Genomic DNA, 20252 nt, shown 5'->3' on the forward strand with positions numbered 1-20252 from the left:
TTAAGGTTCAAAGATACAAAGTAAGAAAGGGGCAAAGTTTTTAAGCTTGTCTCTATCTATAATATAAAAAAGCTGTTCTAATCGAACAGCTTTTTTTGTTTCTTGTTTTTTAACTGCAAAGCACGCAAAGTTTATTTTTTAGATGCTTTACAAAAGCAAAGTTCGCAAAGCTTTATGTAAAAAACTTTGCGAACTTTGCGTATATCTTTGCGAACTTTGCGGTTAAGTTATTAAGCATTAAAAGAAACTTAGAAGCTTAGCAACTTAGAACCTCAGAAGCTTATATTTTCTTCACATACTGCGTAATAATCACAATCTGCTGTCCATCAACTTTTCCTTCTATATATTCAGCATTTTCGTGATCTAAACGAATGTTTCTAACCGCAGTTCCTTGTTTAGCAACCATACTAGAACCTTTTACTTTAAGATCTTTAATTAGAACAACTGAATCTCCGTGTTGTAGTACTACACCGTTACTGTCACGGTGAACCAGTTTATTTTCGTCATCTTCGCCTTCTCCAGTTGCTTTTGCCCATTCTAACGTATCTTCGTCTAGGTACATCATGTCTAGCAATTCCTGTGGCCATCCAGCTGCGCGTAAACGGCTTAACATTCTCCAGGCAACAACTTGTACAGGAATATTTTCGTTCCACATACTGTCATTCAGGCATCTCCAGTGATTTAAATCAACATTGTCTGGATTTTCAATTTGGTCAATACACGTGTTACAGGCTAATATAGCTTCATCAATTCCGCCTTTTTTAGTTGGCAGGACTTGATAAACTTTTAAATTCTCTTCAGCACCACAAAGCTCACATTTAGATCCGCTTCGTTTGCTTAATTCTCTTTCGATGCTCATTATTTATTGTTTATTTTGAAAATGCGAATTTACTTATAATTTGGTTCGCGGGCAAATATTATTATTTAGTATAAACGGATTAAAATCCGTCCCCACAATATGTTTCAAGCCTCTGGCTTTTTTTACTTTTTCACTCTAACCGCATTCGGAACCAGCATCTCATATTCGCCGCCATGACGCAATACATCGCGTACAATGCTCGAACTTATAAATGAAGTACTTGCAGCTGTCAACAAGAAAACAGTTTCTATTTTAGACAATTTTCTATTGGTGTGTGCAATGGCTTTTTCGAATTCGAAATCGGCTGGGTTGCGCAAGCCTCTTAGAATAAAATTTGCTTTTTCTTTTTTGGCTAAATCTATTGTTAATCCTTCATACGTGATAACCGAAATTTTTGGCTCGTCTTTGAAAGTTTCTTCAATAAAGCGCTTTCTTTCTTCTAGAGAAAACATGTATTTTTTTTCGGCATTGACACCAATTGCAATAATAATTTCGTCAAATAAAGGAATTCCTCTTTTGATAATATCTTCGTGTCCAAGTGTAATGGGGTCAAATGATCCTGGAAATATGGCTTTACGCATTTGTTTAAGGTTCTAAGGTTCTGAGTCGCTAAGATACTAAGTTTTTTTTCTTTTGACGGTTAATGCTACAAAGGAACGAAGGCACAAAGTTTTTTATTTAAGGATCTGAGATTCTGAGTTGCTAAGCAACTAGTTTTTTCTTTTAAGATTGGAATTTGGAATTTAAAAAAATTGGAATTTAAAACTTAAGTGATTCTCCTTGTATTTATCGATTCTACCCATTCTTCTTTTTGGCAGACTTGGCAGGTTGCCGTACCTTTTTTTTGTTCAGTTGTGTTGCCACAGAACGAGCAGGAGTAGATGCCGTCTTTTGGAATAATCTTGCTTTTTGCTTCAAACAATAAAGGTAAAATAGGAAGACCATAACCAACTTCTTCGTCTTTATAATAAAAAACACTTATTTCGCCACTGGTTTCAATAAAAGCGTGTTTTACTTGTCCCAGATGTTCAATCGATTTGATGCGGAGTTCGGCGAAAAACTCGTCTTGTGCCAGTGCTTCTTTTCTGAAAGAGGTCAATGAAAATTTCCCGTCATTAATCAGACATTCGGTTTTTCCTTCTATGAATTCTTCAAATTTTTTGCTTTTTCCTGTAAGCCAAGTTACTATGCGATATAAAACAATTATCACAGTAAAAACGATAATGGCAGGAACAATTCCAACATCTTCATAAAACATTGGGTCACCAGCTGCAGAGCCAAGTGCTATAATAATTACAGTCTCAAAAATCGATAATTGCTTTACACCTCGTTTTCCAGCTAATTTTAGGGTTAGCAGCAAAATAATGAACATTACGGTAGAACGAAATATCACCTCCAAAAGGAATATTTCAGGAAGTTCATTAAATAATAATCGGTTCCATTCGAAGATTTGTTTCATTTTTTAAGTTGCTAAGATTCTAAGTAACTAAGGTACTAAGTTTTGGTATTCGAAATTTATCGTAATTTCTATGTTGTGCAACGATATTATATGTAAATTATGAAAACCTTATTGGCAGATTGAATGGAATTTAAAAAGGCGCTAAAATCTTAGAATCTTAGCGCCTTAGTATCTTAGTAGCTTTAAGAAAGAGCTAACTCAATTGCATTTGTGAATAATTCTTCTAATGAAATTCCGGCTGCTTTTGCTTGTTGCGGAATCAGACTTTCTGTTGTTAAGCCTGGAATCGTGTTCATTTCGAGCATGTGTGGCTCGTCGTTTACGATAATGAATTCGCTTCTTGAGAAGCCTTTCATTTTTAAAACTTCGTAAGCGCGTTTTGCAGTTTCGCCTACTTTTTTAGTCATTTCATCTGAAATCCTCGCAGGAGTAATTTCTTGCGATTTTCCTTCGTATTTCGCTTCGTAATCGAAGAAATCATTGTCTGAAACGATTTCTGTTATTGGTAAAACGATAACTTCTCCTTTGTAGTTGATTACGCCGACAGAAACTTCTGTTCCGTCAAGGAAACTTTCGATAATGATTTCGTTGTCTTCTTTGTAAGCGACTTCAATTGCAATTGGAAGCTCAGCCTCTGTTTTTACTTTTGAAATTCCGAAACTTGAACCCGCTTTGTTTGGTTTTACGAAACAAGGCAATCCCACTTTTTCGATGATTTCTGCTGTGTTTATTTTATCTCCTTTATTCAAATAATAAGAAATCGCAGTTTTGATTCCGTATGGTTTTAAAACCGATAATAAATCTCTTTTGTTGAAAGTTAAAGCTGACTGGTAATAATCGCAAGAAGATTGTGGCATGCCGATTAATTCGAAATAAGCTTGCATTAATCCGTCTTCTCCCGGAGTTCCGTGAATGGCGTTGAAAACACAATCAAATGTGATTTTCTGACCGTTTACAGTAACAGAAAAATCATTCCTGTCGATTGGGAATTCAGTGTCGTTTTCGTCTACATAAACCCATTTTTCTTTAAAAATGTGAATACGGAATCCGTTGTATTTTGTTTTGTCAAGATATTGGTAAACGACATTTCCGCTGATTAATGAGATTTTGTATTCGCTGGAATAGCCGCCCATGATAATGGCAATATTTTTCATTTTTATATTTTTAGTTTTATTGTTTTATTGTTTTTTGGCCACGACTCGAGCGATAGCGAACTGGCGAAGCAATTCACGAATTACGCTAATTTTTTTGTCAAAGATTGCACTGATTAAAGGATTTTTTTCAATCTTGTCATTTCGACGAAGGAGAAATCTCCGCAAGTAGCTCCACAAAGAAAATTACCAATCTTTGTCGAGTTTCTCACGAAGATTTCTCCTTCGTCGAAATGACAAATATTGCGTTGATTCTTTGATTTTACCCATGAAGGCAAATTGTACTTTTTTAAAATAAAGAACGTTCTTATGAAACCGAGTGCCCTAGCCCTGATGGGAACGGCATCTCCCGATTTAGAAAAACAAGGCTTTTTAGCCGTAGTTTTTGTTAATCGGGAATACAGTGGACAGCAGGAATAGCTCCTGAAAAATAAAAAATCAAATTTTGAAATTCCAAATTCCAAGAGTTCTATGTTTAAAACAAAATTATCATTTTTTTTGAAACGAAATACTTTATCTTTGTCGCTATTAAAAATAAATTTATGAGTTTACGTCAGTATTTAACAAGCCGAGTTTTTTTCTTGCAATTGCTTGCTGCCGCTGCTATTATTGCGGCTATTGGTTATTTATTTATGCATTGGTTGACTTTTACGACTGATCACGGACACGAAATCGCGGTTCCGAATTTGTCTAAATTAACTGAAGAACAAGTAGAAGCAAAGCTAGATGAACTTGATTTGGACTATGTACTTTTGGATAGCGTTGATTATAGAAGTGAATTCCCAAAATATAGTGTTGTAGAACAAGATCCGCTGCCTGGAACGAAGGTAAAAGTGGGTAGAAAAATTTATATCAAGATTAATGCTTCTGGTTTTTCTTCTGTGAAAATTCCAGATTTGATCGAGAAAACGTATCGTGAGGCTGTGCCAACGCTTAAAGCTTTAGGTTTGGAGCCAGGAACGATTACGTATATTCCAAACCTTGGAAAAGATATGGTTTTGGAAATGCGTTTGAAAGGCAGAAACTTAAAAGTAGGAGACCGTGTGCTTAAAGCTTCAAAAATTGATTTGGTTTTAGGAGACGGAAAAGCAAGTTATGTAGATGAAAGTCAGGCAGCAGACAGTACTGCGGTACCTGCAGAAACCCCAAGTGATGAACAATAATATTGAAGAAAATTTAGATCTGGAAGACGAATTATTTGAGCACTACAGATTTGAAGTCCCTAAAGGTCAAGCGTTTTTACGTATTGACAAATATTTAATGTATTTGATTCCGAATGCCACGCGTAATAAAATTCAGAACGCGGCAACTAATGGAAACATTTTTGTGAATGATATTCCAGTAAAATCAAATTATAAAGTTAAGCCTTTTGATGTGATAACGGTTATGTTGTCGCATCCTCCGTTTGAAAATCATATTCTTCCTGAAGATATTCCGCTGAATATTGTTTACGAAGATGACGCTCTTTTATTGATTAATAAAGAGCCAGGGATGGTTGTGCACCCAGGTCACGGAAATTATACTGGGACTTTGGTAAATGCTTTGGCACATCATTTTGATAACCTGCCAATGAATAGCAGCGAGCGTCCAGGTTTGGTTCACCGAATTGATAAAGACACTTCTGGTCTTTTGGTTGTAGCTAAAACAGAGGCTGCAATGACGCATTTGGCGAAACAGTTTGAAGCTAAAACGACTGAACGTGAATATATTGCTTTGGTTTGGGGAAATGTTACTGCAGATAGCGGTACCATTGAAGGCAACCTAGCAAGACATTTAAAAGACCGCATGCAAATGGCTGTTTTTGCAGATCCAGAGATCGGAAAACCTGCAATTACGCATTATAAAGTTTTGGAGCGTTTTGGTTATGTAACTCTTATTTCTTGCAAGTTGGAAACGGGTAGAACGCACCAGATTCGCGCGCACATGAAACATATCGGACATCCGTTATTTAATGACGAACGTTACGGAGGTCATTTGATTTTGAAAGGAACGACTTTTACGAAATACAAACAGTTTATTGAGAATTGTTTTAAAGCTTTGCCACGTCAGGCGCTACATGCTAAAACGCTTGGTTTTGTTCATCCAAATACCGGTGAATTAATGCGTTTTGATACGGAATTGCCAGATGATTTTAAAGAATGTATTGAGAAATGGCGCAATTATGTGAAAACGCATAATACGGATGAGGAGGAATAATAATTAGATAATTTGTTAATTAGGAAATTTGTTAATTTTAGATACACAAAAAATCAAGCTCCATTTTGGAGCTTGATTTTCTTTTTAGAGGTTCTATTATAAACTATAGCCCACGGTTTCAACCGTGAGGGAACGTATTGTGATTATCGATTGCGTCCCCAAGGTTGAACCGTGGGCTATGGTTGAAAAGGTTGTGTAAATTTTGAATTTAATGATTTTATTTTATAGAGATTTAATCGTTAAATCCGTTATTTTAACTTCTCCGTTGGTTATAAAACCTAGTTTTCCTTTTTGGTTTAGATTGCTTTTTTCAAGAGAACATTCTAAAGTTGTTTTATCATCTACAGAAAAGTATAATTGGCTGTTTACGACTTTGATTTTTACCGAATACCATTTGTTGTTTTGTAGTTGCATTGGTTTTTTAAACAAAGTTTTTCCACCTCTTTTTCCGTACGAATCGTCTTTTTTATCATAAACTCCGTCGCCAATTACAATGTTTTGGTCAATTTGATATAAATAGGTTCTAATGTATTTTCCTTTATCCAAATTGAGCATTATTTCAAATAAAGATTCGTTGGTCATATTGACTTTAAAATCGATTTCATAATTCTCTGGAAGCTGTTTTTTGGATATTAAAACTCCCCAAGGCGAAAGTGAACCTTTTCCTCTGATGGTGTCATTTTTTAAAATCCATTCTTTAGAATTAATCGTCCAATCTGATTTTAGTTCTTTTGAATGCTGTAAAATATATTCTTTTTTAGAAGTGGATATCGTGCTTGAACACGAACTTAAAATCAGTAAAAAAATAAATGTAATGCTTATTTGCTTTGTCATAATTTGGTATCGTTCCGGTATTCCGTAGATATGCTTTGCGGTCTATAGATAAATTATCTAATTAACTTATTTTAATTCAATTCTGAATGGTATTTTATTTTTCCGATAGATCCCGTTTCTGAAGGTAAAAGTTCGAAGATAGAAGTAGGAGCGAGGCCTTGTTCTATTCTATGCGAAACGTAAATAATGCTCACATTTGTTTCCTGTTTTATGGTATTAATTAATTGAATCACTAAATCTACGTTTTCGTCATCTAAACCTTCAACTGGTTCGTCTAGAATTAACAATGGCGGATGTTTTAAAACGGCGCGTACAATTAATGCGACACGCTGCTGTCCGATTGAAAGATCAATAAAACGTTTTTTTCTTAAATGCGTCATCTCGATCATTTCCAGCCATTGGTTTACGATGTTTTTTTGATGCGTAGTTGGCTCCGTGTATAATCCGATAGAATCGAAGAAACCTGATAGAATCATTTGTTCTAGCGTATGACCCTTTTGAAATAAATCGGTCATAGAAGTGGTGAAGATTCCAATTTGCTTTTTGATTTCCCAAACGCTTTCTCCGGTTCCTTTTTTTCTCCCGAACAAAAATAAATTCTGTCCAAAACCTTTTGGATTATCTCCAGTAATTAAAGAAAGAATAGTACTTTTTCCAGAACCGTTTGGACCAATTAGCTGCCAGAATTCACCTTGTTTGATTGTCCAAGAAATGTTGTTTAGAATTTTTCTTTCCTCGTAGCTTACCGAAACATCTTCGAGTTTTATTAATACACTTTCGTGAAAGGAATGCGGTTCTGCAGGTTTTGGGATTACAGCGGTATTTAAGGTTTTAAAATGATTTTCCGTTTTTATAAATGGGTACAATTCAAACGTGTTGTCTTTTATTAAAGCTTTATTCGGAACAAAATCCAATATATCAACAGTACGATTCAGTAATTGAATAATGGCGATAGAATCGGTTAATTTTTGTAATGATTCTGCCAAAACAACTCTTGAAGCCTGATCGAGATGATCAAAAGGATTGTCGAAAATAATGAAATCAGGTTTTTGCTCTATACAGTAACGTAAAAACTCTTTTTTGCGTTCTCCAGAAGAAAAAGTTCGTAATTGTCTGTTTAAAGTTGAAGATTCAACACTGTCGTATTGAAATTCTTTTTCAATGAATTTTTCAATCGCAATATCTGAAAAAAGAATTCCTTTCAGATTATTAAAAACGGCTAATTCACCTTTTGCCTGTCCGTTTAATATATTGTCTATAAAAGCTTTTTTATTTACCTGATTTGATAAAAGGATATCCCAATGTTGCATTTTTTTTATTTATGTTGAATCTTAGTTTAATTAAAAATTGAGAATTAAAAATTAAAAATATTTTGTCTGCGTTATATTTTTTGCCAGATCAATAGCATTAAAGATTTAAAATAATTTTTAATTCTCAATTTTTAATTTTTTAATTTTTTTTCACTGCTATTTCACGGTCATTTCTAGACCATTCGCTCCACGATCCCACATATAATTTCGGAATTGGAAGTCCGGCGTAATCCATTGCTAATAAGGTATGGCAAGCTGTAACACCAGATCCGCAATGAACAATTGTATTTTCTGGTTTTATATCTCCAATTACGGTTTTGAATTTTTGAGCCAATTCCTCTGCGGATTTAAATAATCCGTTTTCGTCTAAATTTTCGGTAAAAGGAACATTGATGGCACCAGGAATATGTCCTGCGATGAGATCCAGCGGTTCTGTCAAGCCATCATAACGGTTTTTATCACGAACATCGATTACGACATTTTGATCACTTTTACGCGCTTTTTCGACTTCTTCAATATCTGCTAAAAGAAGTTGCCATTCCTGCGAAGGATAGGCTATTTCTTCAAAAGTTTGAATTCCAGAATTGGTTGGAAAACCAGCTTGAATTGCAGCTTGATAACCGCCGTTTAAAACTTGAATTTTCTCATGCCCAATGGCGCGCATCATCCACCAGAATCGTGCAGCGAAATTAGACCCGTTTTTATCATCGTAAACCACAACATGATCTGAAGGAGAAATTCCTAAAGCAGAAAGTGTTTTGGCAAATTCTTCAGGAGAAGGCAAAGGATGTCTTCCGCCATTGACAGGATTTTCTGGAATTTTGGCTAAATCACGGTTTAAATCAACAAAGCGAGCATCTTTTAAATGTTCTTTTTGATAGGTTTCAAAAGCATTTGCACCAGCTCGAGCATCAATTAAAATGATTTCAGATGAATCTTGAAGTCTTAACAATCCCTCAACGTTTATAATAGATGAAAATGTAGTAAGCATATTATTTTTTATAGTTTATTTTCAGTAATTAATCGGCAAATGTTTGACTGTAAAAAAGCGAAAAAGTATTATTTGTTTTGTCGTATTTCAGACATTCCCAATTGTTGTATGCAGAACTTGTTGAAATGCAAATTGTGTTTTCTAAATTTGTTTTGGAAGCTTTCTTTGAAAAACATCCTTCCTCCAATAAAAAGTTTTCATCTTTTGAGATATCAGTAATCATAACTGGTATAAATTCTAGAAAATATTCTGGATTTATGGTAATAGCATCTTCATTTGTAACTAAATGGTCAACCGCAAATCGATAATCAAGTGTTCCAAAAGAATAGCCGTTACAATTTGCATCTTCTAAATCATTTTTAACTTTAAGATCTTTATAAAGCTCAGCATATGTATTTGTGGCTGCATTGAAAAACAATATTTTAGTTCTGTTATCTTTCACATCATAAACTATAAAAATATAATCTTCGCTATTTTTTTGAAATATATTGCCTTTTGCAAAAGAGATTAGCTCATAGTTAGTGTTGGTTTTGAAAAATTGATTCTGTTTCTCATTTAGTTTTGCTGTGATTTTAGCGCTAATATTCGAGAAAAGATTATTCGCAGAAAGCTTTTTTAAGCTTTCTCTTGTATTTAAAATTCTATCTGTAAATTGAGGATCGTCATAAACTGAGATTTGATAATGAGTTGCATCGGCAGTTTTGTCCGTTTTCTTTACTTCGGTGCTTTCGTGTATTATTTTTTTTTGACTGCTAGATTTCACTTGCTCTTTGGAGTTGCAGGAAAATAAAGCTAGTGTAATGAGAACGAAAATAATTTTGTCTTTCATGAAAAAAGTAATGTGTTTATTTTGCGTAAATGTTTATTTTTTCTTTGAATTTCCAAGCCAAAGCAAGGCGTTCAAAATTAACTGACTTTGTGTTTTGTTTTCAAATGTGTACGATAAGGTTTTGTTGGTTCCGCCTTCATAATCAATGTCATTGTGCCCCATATTTACATACAGCATTTTATATTTTTTATTGGTCCAAACAACAGGATAATACCCGCTGTGCCAAATTTCATGAGCTTTTGGACCCGTTCCTAAAGGAAAACTGGATTCGTCAATAGCCAGTAAAATCTCAATATCTGGATTTTTGGTTAAATCATTTGACCATCTGTACCATTCGTTTGGAGCAGAAGTAAAAGTTTTAGGCAGATTTTTGGTTACTGGATGCTGATTTTCTACTCTTAAAACTGCCGAAGTTGGTCGCCAAGTATTGCTTCCGTATTCGCCAGAGCCTAAGAAAGTATTGTGATACCAGTTCCAATCTTGCGGATAGCTCGAATCATTTAAAGCAAATGCTGAAAAATGGAATCCGATGAAACCGCCACCATTTTCCATGTATTTCTTGAAAGCTTCGCGCTGTTCTTTTTTCTCAGGACGGGTGTCTAAAAACAAAACAACCTGATATTTTGCCAAAAATTGTGCGTTTAAATTGTCCCAATTGCTGGTAGAATCGTATTGAAAATGATTTTCTTCTGCTACTTTTGGAAAGTATTTATTGGCTTCATGCACAAAACTGATATGCGCCTGATCATTTTTTGCGGTATAAAAAGCAATAACTTTAAATTTTGGATTTTCTTTTTTCTTCTGCGAAAAGCCAAAAAGAGAAAATAGTAAAATGAAAACTAAAATGCTTCTTTTAAAAAGGGTTTGGTGGTTTTGGTTAGAAATAGTCATGAATACTCGAGAATTAGCTAGGAATTTTTTCGATTAAAATTTCATGCTCCGATTTATCAAAATAAGTGCAAGTCATTTCGACAATATCAACTCTCCATTTTGCAATTCCGCATTGTGCGCAATGATTGCAGAAAGTCATATAATCGGTTTCTCCGTGCTGATGTTTTACCAAAAGTTCGATAAAAAGTTCTTTGTTTGGAAAATCAGCTACTTTAATTTCAGCATATTTTTCTTCTGCTTCTGCAGTAAAATTATTTAAACCGTAATAAACAACACTTCCGTTATGTACATAAGTATCGTATCCTTTTACTCCTAAAATGATTAAATCTTGAATGTAATTTGGAAAATCTGCTCCGCTTTTTACTTTTGAATGCGCTTCTTTTATTTGTTCGATTGTAAACATATTTATTTTAGATTTTAGATTGTTGATTTTTTTATAGCCACGAATTCACGAATTATTGAAATAAAATTCCTGAATTGCTTGGCCAGTCGCTGTCGCTCGAGTCGTGCTATCAATATTACTTCAAAAATACGATTAATGATTTTATAAATGAATCAAAAGATTCGATATGTGGCAAATGTCCTGTGTTTGGAATTTCTACCAGTTTTGAGTTTGGAATTGCTTTCTGTGTTTTTTTGCCCAATTCAGCGTAATTTCCCATTGTTTTTCTCACTTCTTCAGAGACCAAAGGTTTTCCTAAAGCTGTTTTATCTCTTGTTCCGATAATTAATAGCGTCGGGCATTTGATGTTTTGAAATTCATACAAAACAGGCTGTGTAAAAATCATATCGTACAAAAGAGCAGAATTCCAGGCAACACGGTCGTAATCTGGTGCGGTTGTCCATCCAGCGCCAAGTTCTGCCCATTTTTGATAATCGGCATTCCACTTTCCGTCATAATAATTCGCCATTTGGTATTTCTTGATGGCTTCGTAATTCTGTTTTAATTCCGATTCGTACCACCAGTCAACAGGTTTGTAAGGAACCACTAATTTCCAGTCTTCTAAACCAATCGGATTTTCTAAAACCAGTTTTTCAGTTGTTTCAGGATACATTAAGGCAAAGCATGTAGCTAGCATTCCGCCCATAGAATGTCCTAAAACAGTCGTTTTGCTAATTCCTAAATGATCTAAAAGCTTTTTGGTATTTTCTGCAAGCTGCTGAAAAGTGTATTGAAAATTATCTGGTTTTGTCGATTTTCCAAAACCAATCTGATCGGGAACAATGACACGGAAACCTTCTTTTGCTAAAGCTTTAATAGTCGTTTCCCAATAAGCGCCATTGAAATTTTTTCCGTGAAGTAAGACAATATTTTTCTGATTGTAGTTTTCTGGAATAATATCCATATAGGTCATTTTCAAGTATTGTCGCTGGGCGCTCAATTCGATAAAATGAACTGGAAATGGGTATTCGTAGTTACTTAAGTTAATATCCAATTCTTTTATATTTCCCTGCTGTCCAAAGCTTAAGCAAGGAATTAGTATAAATAATAGTTTCAGAATTTTCATTTTAGTGGCATTTGTTTTTATGATTTATAAAGTTAAACCGAACCACTTTTAAAACAAAGCCTAAAATCTTAAAGTTATCAGAAAAAAAGCGATTGAAAACATTTCATTGCTTTTAGTGTTAATAATCGATGATTTATTGAAATTTTATCGATTAAATGATAGTGATTGTGAAAATAATGCATTTTGACGAGTAATGTAGCACTTGAAAGAACTTCTTTTATTAACACGAAAAATGGCTGTAATTTAGTGCTAGAATGTTGTAAGCCTTAAAAAAATAGTATCATGAAAACACTACTTTTGCTCCTGCTCACTGTCCCCACATTTGCCCAAGAACTCAATACTTTTGATTTCGCCGTTATAAACTCAACCTTAATTTCTCCAAATATCGATCTCGACAAAGGCCGGAGTGTTGTTGCGGCAAACAAAGATCAATATTCGGCTTATTTTCAGTATGCTCTTACGATGTGTGAAGACGACATAATTTTTGGCGCTGGAATCGATAAGTCTGAAATTGACCGAACTTATGTTGGTTATATCGGAAAAATTTGCGAGAAATTCAGAGCCACAATTGGCATAGGTTATGTAGATTCTAGAAGCGGTTATGAGGGAACTTTTACAGGTTTTAGCATCTCATGGCATTTCTCTGAAAACACTTATCTTGGCGGAAATCTAGAAAACTTGCATTCGTCAATAATTGATTATGAAACCGACGAAAGTTTTGATTATTACAAAAAACTGGTTCCCAAAGTTTTTGGGAGTTATGAAATAATCCCAAATGTGATCGCTTTTGGACAGCTGAGTTCGAGAGTAAATGACATTGCGTTAAAATATCAGGTTCACCGATTTTCAGCTGGAGGATTTTATTCTGGACATTCAGTAGGCGGTATCTTCGGAACTGTAAATGTCGGGCGATTTGCCATTTCCTGCAGTACAACTTTCGAAAAAGTAAATTTTGGATTAAAGTTTCAATAAGAAAATCAACTGAACTTTTGTTTAGAAAAAAATCCCAAAAACAAGATTTATATGTTTTTGGGATTTTTTATAAAGTTGAAAAGAATGTTGTTTTATAATCCAACAAAATCATCGCTTTTTGGAAAAATGCTCAAAGCTTGAATTGCGATTTCTGGAGTTGGAGAAGCTAGCTTTCTTAATTTAGTGTCCATCCAAGCACCGTCAACCGTAATTGTTGCGCAAAGTGTATCGTCTTCTCTTCTAAACTCATGAACGATAGACCAGCGAGAAGCATCGGCTTTCATTTTTGAAGTTTTGGTATGAATGAATATTTTATCTGAAAGTTTTAATTCTTTTCTGAAAACGCATTCTTCTCTAAACAAAACAGGGCCAAAACCTTGTGTCTGCATTACTTTTAAAGTTAAACCTAATTCTTCTAGAATTTCGATACGATGCTGTGCACCAAAATCGTAATAGGCACTGTGACGAACGTGAAAATTAGGATCAAGGTCAGACCAGCGAAATGATATTTCTTTTGTAAATGAAGCCATTTTTAATATTGTATTTTATTGAAAAACCGAAATTACGAATAAAAAATATACGATTAGCATAAAACTACTATGCGTGCATAATTTTTTTGTTTTCCGAAATACAAATAGATTGGCGAATAAACTATTTCGAAAGCAATTTTTTAATTTCGTTTGCGATGTTGTCTAAGTTTCCTTCCGCATTTCCTACGGCGACATATTTTATAACTCCGTTTTGATCGATTAAAAAGTTCTTAGGAATTGCATTTTTAGCATATTGATTCCATATAATTTCATTTTGATCAATTCCGAAATTAAAATCTAAACCGTCTTTTTTTAATTTCGTTACTTTTTTAGCAACTTGAGCTTCAGTTTCTCCGCTTGAAATAGCTAAAAACACAAAATTATCATTTTTAAAAGGCTCTAAAATTTTTGATGGAATATCGTAAAACTCCTGTAAGCATGGCGCGCACCAAGTTGCCCAGAAATTTACCAAAACTACTTTTCCTTTTAAATCAGAAAGTTTTACTTCTTTTCCGTCTACAAGTTTTAAAGTAAAGTCTTTTGCTTTATCATTTACATTTAAGAGAAATTGCTCTTCTTTTGGTTGAGGTTTTTGCTCTATTGCAATAGCAGTATTTTTCTTGTCGTTTTCGATTTTTTCCTGCTCCGTAAAAACTTCAATGACCATTATAAATTCTCTATCGCCAATTTTATCGCCAAATTTTTGAGCCAATTTATCGCGTTCTTCTTGGCTAACGCCTTTGTTCATTGATTTGACATAACCTTCATTGCCATATTTCATAACTTGATCCATTGTGGCAATTTCGTTGTTGATGATAATAACGGTTTCAGGTTTTTTTGCGACTGCGTTTTGGGCATAAAAAAGTTGCGTTGCGAATAGAATCGCAAGAGAAATGATTTTTTTCATGTGATTGATTTTTGATTGTTTAATGATTGATGATGATTGTAAAGATATGTAATTAAGTTTTCATAGTTTCATTTTAGATAATTCAACTTCCAGTTTATCAAAGTTTTCTTCATTTTTATCCACAACATAAGGTTTCAATTTCTGGCATTCTTCTTCAGTTTCAAAAAGCATTTTAAAAACCACTTTGGTCTGATTTTCGGCGACGATTTCAAAAGTGGTTGAGATTTGAAAAAGCGGTTTTGAATGACGTTTCCAAGCAATAAGATTTGGTTTTTCTATTTTGATGAATTCAACATCATTTTCATAATTTCCTTTTTCGGTACCGTGCATCGTAAAAGTCCATTTTCCGCCTTCGCGAAAGTCAAACTCGTGAAAAGTATTGGTAAAACCTTTTGGTCCCCACCAATTTTTTAAATGTTCGGGCGTGCTCCAGGCTTTAAAAACAAGTTCTTGTGGGAAATTTAAAACCCGAGTAGTTACAATTTCTGAATCTGGTGTTATGGTAAGAATAGCTGAAGTCATTTCTCTATAGTTTTAATTGAATTTCAACGAAATGAGTAAAGTTACATTCTTTTTCGGTTAGTTGGAATTATCTTTTATTTGCTTTTTTTCTTCTATCTCATTTATTTTTTTTACGATAAAAGGCAATGTTAATCCTTGCCCGATTAAGGTAAGAAGCACTACTGCAACAGAAATAAATATTATGGCATTTCTGAGCGGAAAAGGAGTTCCGTCTTCGAGAAATCTCGGTAGTCCGATCGCGATAGCTAAAGATACAATGCCTCGCATTCCAGACCAGCTTATAATTAGACTATTTCCAAAATCAAGAAGAGCATGTTCGCTTACTCTTCTTTTTCCTTTTTTAGTACTTTGAAAGGCTTTTTGCAAATTGATTTTTTGCAGATAGACTCTGGCCATTCTGATTAAAAGCGCAACAATGGTAATTATAAGTGCGTAACCAATATAAGGAAGAATCATGTCGTTGTCGATATCTTTGAGAATGTAGCGAAAGTTGAGTCCAATTAATATAAAGATTAATCCGTTTAATAGAAAAACGATAACATCCCAAAGTCCTTTTGATTGGTTTTTAAGGCTTTCTGGGAATATTTTTTTGCTGAATCGAGAAATCGCCAATCCTAATATTACCACAGCAATTACTCCAGAAACATGTAGATGTTCGGCGATAAGATAAGTTACAAAAGGCATTAAAAGCATAAAACTAATGGTGACTTCGGGTTTGTTTTTTACTCGAGCTAAAATAAAAGATAGAATTTTTGACATTACAAATCCGACAAGGAATCCGCCACCAAGCAATAACACAAATTCTAAAGCCGCTTTCCAGATTATAAAAGCTGCGCCCATTACAGCAGCAACCGCAAATCGATAGGCAACTAGTGCAGATGCATCGTTAATAAGACTTTCTCCTTCGAGAATGGTTATTGTTTTATGAGATATTTTGAGCCCTTTGGTTATGCTAATGGCAGCGACAGCATCGGTTGCTGAAAGTATGGATCCTAAAACGAAAGCTAACGGCCAAGTCATTTCAGGAATTAAATAATAGGCCGCTACCGCTATCCCAACCGTTGTTAGGAAAACAAGCCAAATGGCCAATGTAGTGATGGTATGAAGGTTTGTTTTGAAATCTTTGGACGAAATATTAAATGAGGCATCATATAATAACGGAGGTAGAAATAATAAGAAAATAATTTCGGGATTTATTTCGATTTCTGCCATAGTTGGTATAAAACCAATTTCGACACCAACAATAACCAAAAGAATAGGATAGGGGAGTTTTAGCTTGTCTGCAAATGCGGATAAGCCTATTACAACAGTTAGAATAAAAATGATGATGCTGTAGTTTTCCATTATTTCGACTTTTATTATATGAAAAGCTTTTGATTTGTTTGTATTTGCTAATGTTTCTTGGGTTGTTTACTATTTATCAAACATTTTGTCCGTTGCGTGTTGTATTATAAAGTATTTCGTAAGGGACCCATCGTCTTTTTTCATTTCTAAGATGTCAAGAAAATATCCGTTTTTATCTCTACCAGAACCCATTGTCCCAATTGAGCCACCTAAAATATATCTTATCAAAGTTTGTCCATCTATTGGACTAAGCACAAAACAGGGACGTTCTGTAGTCCCATCTCCGCTCCACATTATTGAATTGATAATTTTTATTGTTTTTTCTTTGTGGATTAAAACATCTGTTTTATTTAGTTTCATGTAAGCAAATCCTTTTTCCATAAGCGCAGTAAAGTCTACAGGATTTGTTTTTAAGAGTTTATCACATTTAATTACAGCTTTCTCATATTGTTTGTCGGAAATAAGAGCTAAAATTTCTCTTTCCTTATAAATTGTTTCATATGGCTTGTAATTTTTGTTATCTGTAAAACCAATTTGTAAGGCAACAATATCTTTGTTTGTCAAAGTGCTGTCATTGGCATTAAATCTTTCTAATAACTTAGGGTAAAAGTACTCGCTACTTTTGTCTTTACTTTTTTTTAGTAAATCTTTAAAGTCGTTGTGATAGTCAAAGTCCTGCCCAAAAGAAGAATTTGTTATAATCAATGAAAAAAAAGCCATTAGAATTCTCAAAAGCCCTTTATAATTTATTGGCATAATTTCTTAAGTTTCGTTATCTAAAGTTGTTGTCCAAATACAAACATTCACTTTTATCTCAGCTCGTCCTTCGATGGAGCAAAGTTTGTGTTTGTTTTAAAATCAAATATATGTTTATTTATTATTACTAAATTATATGGACTTTAATTTGTTGGGTATTTTCGTAATAAAGTGATTTTTTAATGTTCTTATGAAAATGATTACCCTAGCCCTGATGGGAGCGGCATCCTTTTTCCTGCTCCTTTAGCAGGGAAAAGATATAGCGTACAGCAGGAATCAGCTCCTAAAATGACAGCTAAAGTACTGATATGCCATACCTGACAGGTCTTAAAAATGTCATGTTGTCAGATGGTTTTGAGGGCTCAGACAGTAAAACTGACAAATTCTATTGGTTTTTTATATTGGCACAAAGATTGACTTATGCCACCTGAGTTATTAAATTTAAATCAAAATTAAATATATAAAAAATGGGTAAAATAATCGGAATTGACTTAGGTACGACGAACTCTTGTGTTTCTGTAATGGAAGGTAACGAAGCAGTTGTTATCCCTAACGCAGAAGGAAAAAGAACTACACCATCTATCATCGCTTTTGTTGAAGGTGGAGAAATTAAAGTAGGTGATCCTGCAAAAAGACAAGCAGTAACTAACCCTACAAAAACGATTGCTTCTATTAAACGTTTTATGGGACACACTTTTGCTGAAACTCAAGAAGAAGCAAAAAGAGTTCCTTACAGTGTTGTAAAAGGTGACAACAATACTCCACGTGTGGATATTGACGGTCGTTTATACACTGCTCAAGAATTGTCTGCTATGACACTTCAAAAAATGAAAAAAACTGCTGAAGACTATTTAGGTCAAACAGTAACTGAGGCAGTTATTACAGTTCCTGCTTACTTTAACGATGCTCAGCGTCAAGCTACAAAAGAAGCTGGTGAAATCGCTGGTCTTAAAGTTATGCGTATCATCAACGAGCCAACTGCTGCTGCACTTGCTTACGGATTAGATAAAAAAGGAAATGATCAAAAAATTGCTGTTTACGATTTAGGTGGAGGTACTTTTGATATCTCTGTTCTTGAATTAGGAGACGGTGTATTTGAAGTATTATCTACAAACGGTGATACTCACTTAGGTGGTGATGATTTTGACCAAGTTATTATTGACTGGTTAGCTGACGAATTCAAAACTGAAGAAGGTATTGATTTACGTTTAGACCCAATGTCATTACAGCGTTTGAAAGAAGCTGCTGAGAAAGCTAAGATTGAATTATCTTCTTCTGCAGAAACTGAAATCAACTTGCCTTACGTAACTGCTACTGCTTCTGGACCAAAACACTTAGTGAAAAAATTATCTAGAGCTAAATTTGAGCAATTATCTGATGCATTAGTAAAACGTTCTATGGAGCCAGTTGCTAAAGCATTAAAAGATGCAGGTTTATCTACATCTGATATCGACGAAGTTATCCTTGTAGGAGGTTCTACTCGTATGCCAAGAATCGCTGACGAAGTAGAGAAATTCTTCGGTAAAAAAGCTTCTAAAGGTGTTAACCCTGATGAGGTTGTGGCTATTGGAGCTGCTATTCAAGGTGGAGTTTTATCTGGAGATGTAAAAGATGTATTGTTACTTGACGTAACTCCTCTTTCTTTAGGTATCGAAACTATGGGTGGTGTATTGACTAAATTAATCGAGTCTAACACAACTATCCCAACTAAAAAATCTCAAGTATTCTCTACTGCTGCAGATTCTCAACCATCTGTTGAAATCCACGTATTACAAGGAGAAAGAGCAATGGCTGCTGATAACAAAACTATCGGTCGTTTCCACTTAGATGGTATTCCACCAGCACCAAGAGGAGTTCCTCAAATCGAAGTAACTTTCGATATTGATGCTAACGGTATCATCAAAGTTTCTGCAACTGATAAAGGAACTGGAAAATCTCACGATATCCGTATCGAAGCTTCTTCTGGTTTAACAGCTGAAGAAATCGAAAAAATGAAAAAAGATGCTGAAGCTAATGCTGATGCAGATAGAATCGCTAAAGAAAGAGCTGAGAAATTGAACGAAGCTGACAGTACTATCTTCCAAACTGAATCTCAATTGAAAGAGTTAGGAGATAAATTGACAGACGATCAAAAAACAGCTATCGAATATGCTTTAACTGAATTGAGAATGGCTCACCAATCTCAAGATCTTGAGGCAATCCAAAAAGGATTAGACAATGTAAATGCAGCTTGGAAAACAGCTACAGAAGCAATGTACGCTCAAGGTGGTGAAGGACAGCAAGCTGCTCCACAACAAGAGCAGTCTTCTGGAGATAACGTGGAAGACGTTGAATTCGAAGAAGTTAAGTAATTCTTTAGTGCTAAGCAATTAGTACAAAAGTATTAAGATAGAAAACCGAGTCAGAAATGACTCGGTTTTTTTGTGCTAATTTTTTATATCAATTAGACCTAATACTATTTAATTTTTTGAAATGAGGTTTTCCGTATATTTTTTAAAGTTTTTACTATTTATTTTGTCGCAACTAAAATCAAAAATAAAACCTATGAAAAAACTATTAAGTATTGGATTATTATCATTATCAGTATTGTTTGCAAGTTGCAGTAGTGATGAAAGTGAAGAAAACAGCTTGGATGGCTCAGTTACAGCTACTGTAAATGGAAATGCATGGAAAGCTACAAAAATTACCAGCGTTACTTTAATAAAAGTTTCAGGTGGCGGTCAGCGTTTTGATATAAATGTTGAAGATAAGTCGCAAATGATTCTATTAGCCTGCGAAAGTGAATTAACAGCAAAAGATGCTATGCCGCTCAAAGAATATACTTTTACAGATGAGGATAATGATGTTGATACTCCAATAGTAAATAGTGATGCATTATTTCTAAATTATTATTTAGTAGACGGAAATTCTTATGGTGAGCATTTTCCTAAAACAGGAAAAATAACAATTACAGCTATGGATCCTGAGAAGAAAACAGTTTCTGGTACATTTAGTTTTAAAGCGGAGAAAGTGGGCGCTTTGCAAACTAAAATTGTAACCCCAGAAGTTTTCGAAGTTACAAACGGAGTTTTTAAAAATTTGCCTTATACTGTTTATGCACAATAAATAACAGAAAAATTTTACAGTAAACCGAGTCAGAAATGACTCGGTTTTTTTATGCCAATTAAATTTTAATGTAGAGACGCACCGCAGT

21 protein-coding genes are annotated in these 20252 nt (G+C 34.3%); 5 read left to right on the plus strand and 16 right to left on the minus strand.

Going from position 1 to position 20252, the window contains the following annotated elements:
- Positions 1–280 precede the first annotated feature (280 nt).
- The 4 genes from Q9Q97_RS12655 to Q9Q97_RS12670 form a co-directional block, all read right to left on the minus strand.
- Complete coding sequence (locus tag Q9Q97_RS12655; RefSeq protein ID WP_111283621.1) at positions 281–859, minus strand: alkylphosphonate utilization protein; 579 nt, start codon at positions 857–859, stop codon at positions 281–283.
- Positions 860–981: 122 nt separating this feature from the next.
- Complete coding sequence (gene coaD / locus Q9Q97_RS12660) at positions 982–1440, minus strand: pantetheine-phosphate adenylyltransferase (RefSeq protein WP_306157533.1); 459 nt, start codon at positions 1438–1440, stop codon at positions 982–984.
- Positions 1441–1625: 185 nt separating this feature from the next.
- Positions 1626–2318, minus strand: coding sequence for a DUF421 domain-containing protein (locus Q9Q97_RS12665; RefSeq protein WP_306157535.1), 693 nt, complete (start codon positions 2316–2318; stop codon positions 1626–1628).
- 182 nt (positions 2319–2500) lie between these two features.
- Complete coding sequence (locus Q9Q97_RS12670) at positions 2501–3472, minus strand: D-alanine--D-alanine ligase (RefSeq protein WP_306157537.1); 972 nt, start codon at positions 3470–3472, stop codon at positions 2501–2503.
- 539 nt (positions 3473–4011) lie between these two features.
- Between Q9Q97_RS12670 and Q9Q97_RS12675 the strand changes: the two genes are divergently transcribed.
- Positions 4012–4632, plus strand: a complete 621-nt coding sequence (locus Q9Q97_RS12675; protein WP_306157539.1) for a PASTA domain-containing protein — start codon at positions 4012–4014, stop codon at positions 4630–4632.
- Complete coding sequence (locus Q9Q97_RS12680) at positions 4622–5665, plus strand: RluA family pseudouridine synthase (RefSeq protein ID WP_125719693.1); 1044 nt, start codon at positions 4622–4624, stop codon at positions 5663–5665. The genes Q9Q97_RS12675 and Q9Q97_RS12680 overlap by 11 nt, the downstream gene beginning before the upstream one ends.
- A gap of 222 nt (positions 5666–5887) precedes the next feature.
- Here the strand turns inward: Q9Q97_RS12680 and Q9Q97_RS12685 are convergent, their stop codons facing one another.
- The 7 genes from Q9Q97_RS12685 to Q9Q97_RS12715 all read right to left on the minus strand — a co-directional run bounded on the left by Q9Q97_RS12685 (position 5888) and on the right by Q9Q97_RS12715 (position 12028).
- Entirely contained in the window at positions 5888–6499 is a 612-nt protein-coding gene (locus tag Q9Q97_RS12685) for a family 16 glycoside hydrolase (protein ID WP_306157541.1), read from the minus strand.
- A 71-nt stretch (positions 6500–6570) separates the two neighbouring features.
- Positions 6571–7809, minus strand: a complete 1239-nt coding sequence (locus tag Q9Q97_RS12690; protein ID WP_306157543.1) for an ATP-binding cassette domain-containing protein — start codon at positions 7807–7809, stop codon at positions 6571–6573.
- 139 nt (positions 7810–7948) lie between these two features.
- The gene (locus Q9Q97_RS12695; protein WP_306157545.1) at positions 7949–8800 is read right to left on the minus strand and encodes a sulfurtransferase; all 852 of its coding nucleotides are present in this window, start codon (positions 8798–8800) and stop codon (positions 7949–7951) included.
- A 28-nt stretch (positions 8801–8828) separates the two neighbouring features.
- Positions 8829–9629, minus strand: coding sequence for a hypothetical protein (locus tag Q9Q97_RS12700; protein WP_306157547.1), 801 nt, complete (start codon positions 9627–9629; stop codon positions 8829–8831).
- A gap of 33 nt (positions 9630–9662) precedes the next feature.
- Positions 9663–10520, minus strand: a complete 858-nt coding sequence (locus Q9Q97_RS12705; RefSeq protein ID WP_306157549.1) for a ThuA domain-containing protein — start codon at positions 10518–10520, stop codon at positions 9663–9665.
- Between the two features lie 13 nt (positions 10521–10533).
- Entirely contained in the window at positions 10534–10923 is a 390-nt protein-coding gene (locus Q9Q97_RS12710; protein ID WP_306157551.1) for a DUF1398 domain-containing protein, read from the minus strand.
- Between the two features lie 115 nt (positions 10924–11038).
- On the minus strand, positions 11039–12028 hold the full coding sequence (locus Q9Q97_RS12715) for an alpha/beta fold hydrolase (RefSeq protein WP_306157553.1): 990 nt from the start codon (positions 12026–12028) through the stop codon (positions 11039–11041).
- A 282-nt stretch (positions 12029–12310) separates the two neighbouring features.
- On the opposite strand from Q9Q97_RS12715, the gene Q9Q97_RS12720 reads away from it, so the two are divergent.
- A complete protein-coding gene (locus Q9Q97_RS12720) occupies positions 12311–13000 on the plus strand; it encodes a hypothetical protein (protein ID WP_306157555.1) in 690 nt (229 codons plus the stop codon).
- 92 nt (positions 13001–13092) lie between these two features.
- Here Q9Q97_RS12720 and Q9Q97_RS12725 read toward each other — a convergent pair whose 3' ends face one another.
- From Q9Q97_RS12725 to Q9Q97_RS12745, 5 genes are all read right to left on the minus strand, one after another.
- A complete protein-coding gene (locus Q9Q97_RS12725) occupies positions 13093–13530 on the minus strand; it encodes a thioesterase family protein (RefSeq protein ID WP_290969754.1) in 438 nt (145 codons plus the stop codon).
- A 121-nt stretch (positions 13531–13651) separates the two neighbouring features.
- Positions 13652–14437: a TlpA disulfide reductase family protein gene (locus tag Q9Q97_RS12730; protein ID WP_306157558.1), complete on the minus strand. Its 786-nt coding sequence runs from the start codon at positions 14435–14437 to the stop codon at positions 13652–13654.
- Positions 14438–14497: 60 nt separating this feature from the next.
- On the minus strand, positions 14498–14959 hold the full coding sequence (locus tag Q9Q97_RS12735; RefSeq protein WP_306157560.1) for an SRPBCC family protein: 462 nt from the start codon (positions 14957–14959) through the stop codon (positions 14498–14500).
- Positions 14960–15016: 57 nt separating this feature from the next.
- Positions 15017–16303, minus strand: coding sequence for a Na+/H+ antiporter (locus tag Q9Q97_RS12740; protein ID WP_306157562.1), 1287 nt, complete (start codon positions 16301–16303; stop codon positions 15017–15019).
- A 69-nt stretch (positions 16304–16372) separates the two neighbouring features.
- Entirely contained in the window at positions 16373–17059 is a 687-nt protein-coding gene (locus Q9Q97_RS12745; protein ID WP_306157564.1) for a DUF4919 domain-containing protein, read from the minus strand.
- A 467-nt stretch (positions 17060–17526) separates the two neighbouring features.
- Between Q9Q97_RS12745 and dnaK the strand changes: the two genes are divergently transcribed.
- Together dnaK and Q9Q97_RS12755 are read left to right on the plus strand one after the other, a co-directional pair.
- Positions 17527–19410, plus strand: a complete 1884-nt coding sequence (dnaK, locus tag Q9Q97_RS12750; protein WP_306157566.1) for a molecular chaperone DnaK — start codon at positions 17527–17529, stop codon at positions 19408–19410.
- 193 nt (positions 19411–19603) lie between these two features.
- The gene (locus Q9Q97_RS12755) at positions 19604–20164 is read left to right on the plus strand and encodes a DUF6252 family protein (protein WP_306157568.1); all 561 of its coding nucleotides are present in this window, start codon (positions 19604–19606) and stop codon (positions 20162–20164) included.
- Positions 20165–20252: the final 88 nt, after the last annotated feature.

The sequence above is a fragment of the Flavobacterium sp. DG2-3 genome (assembly GCF_030730925.1).
Taxonomy (GTDB): Bacteria; Bacteroidota; Bacteroidia; order Flavobacteriales; family Flavobacteriaceae; genus Flavobacterium.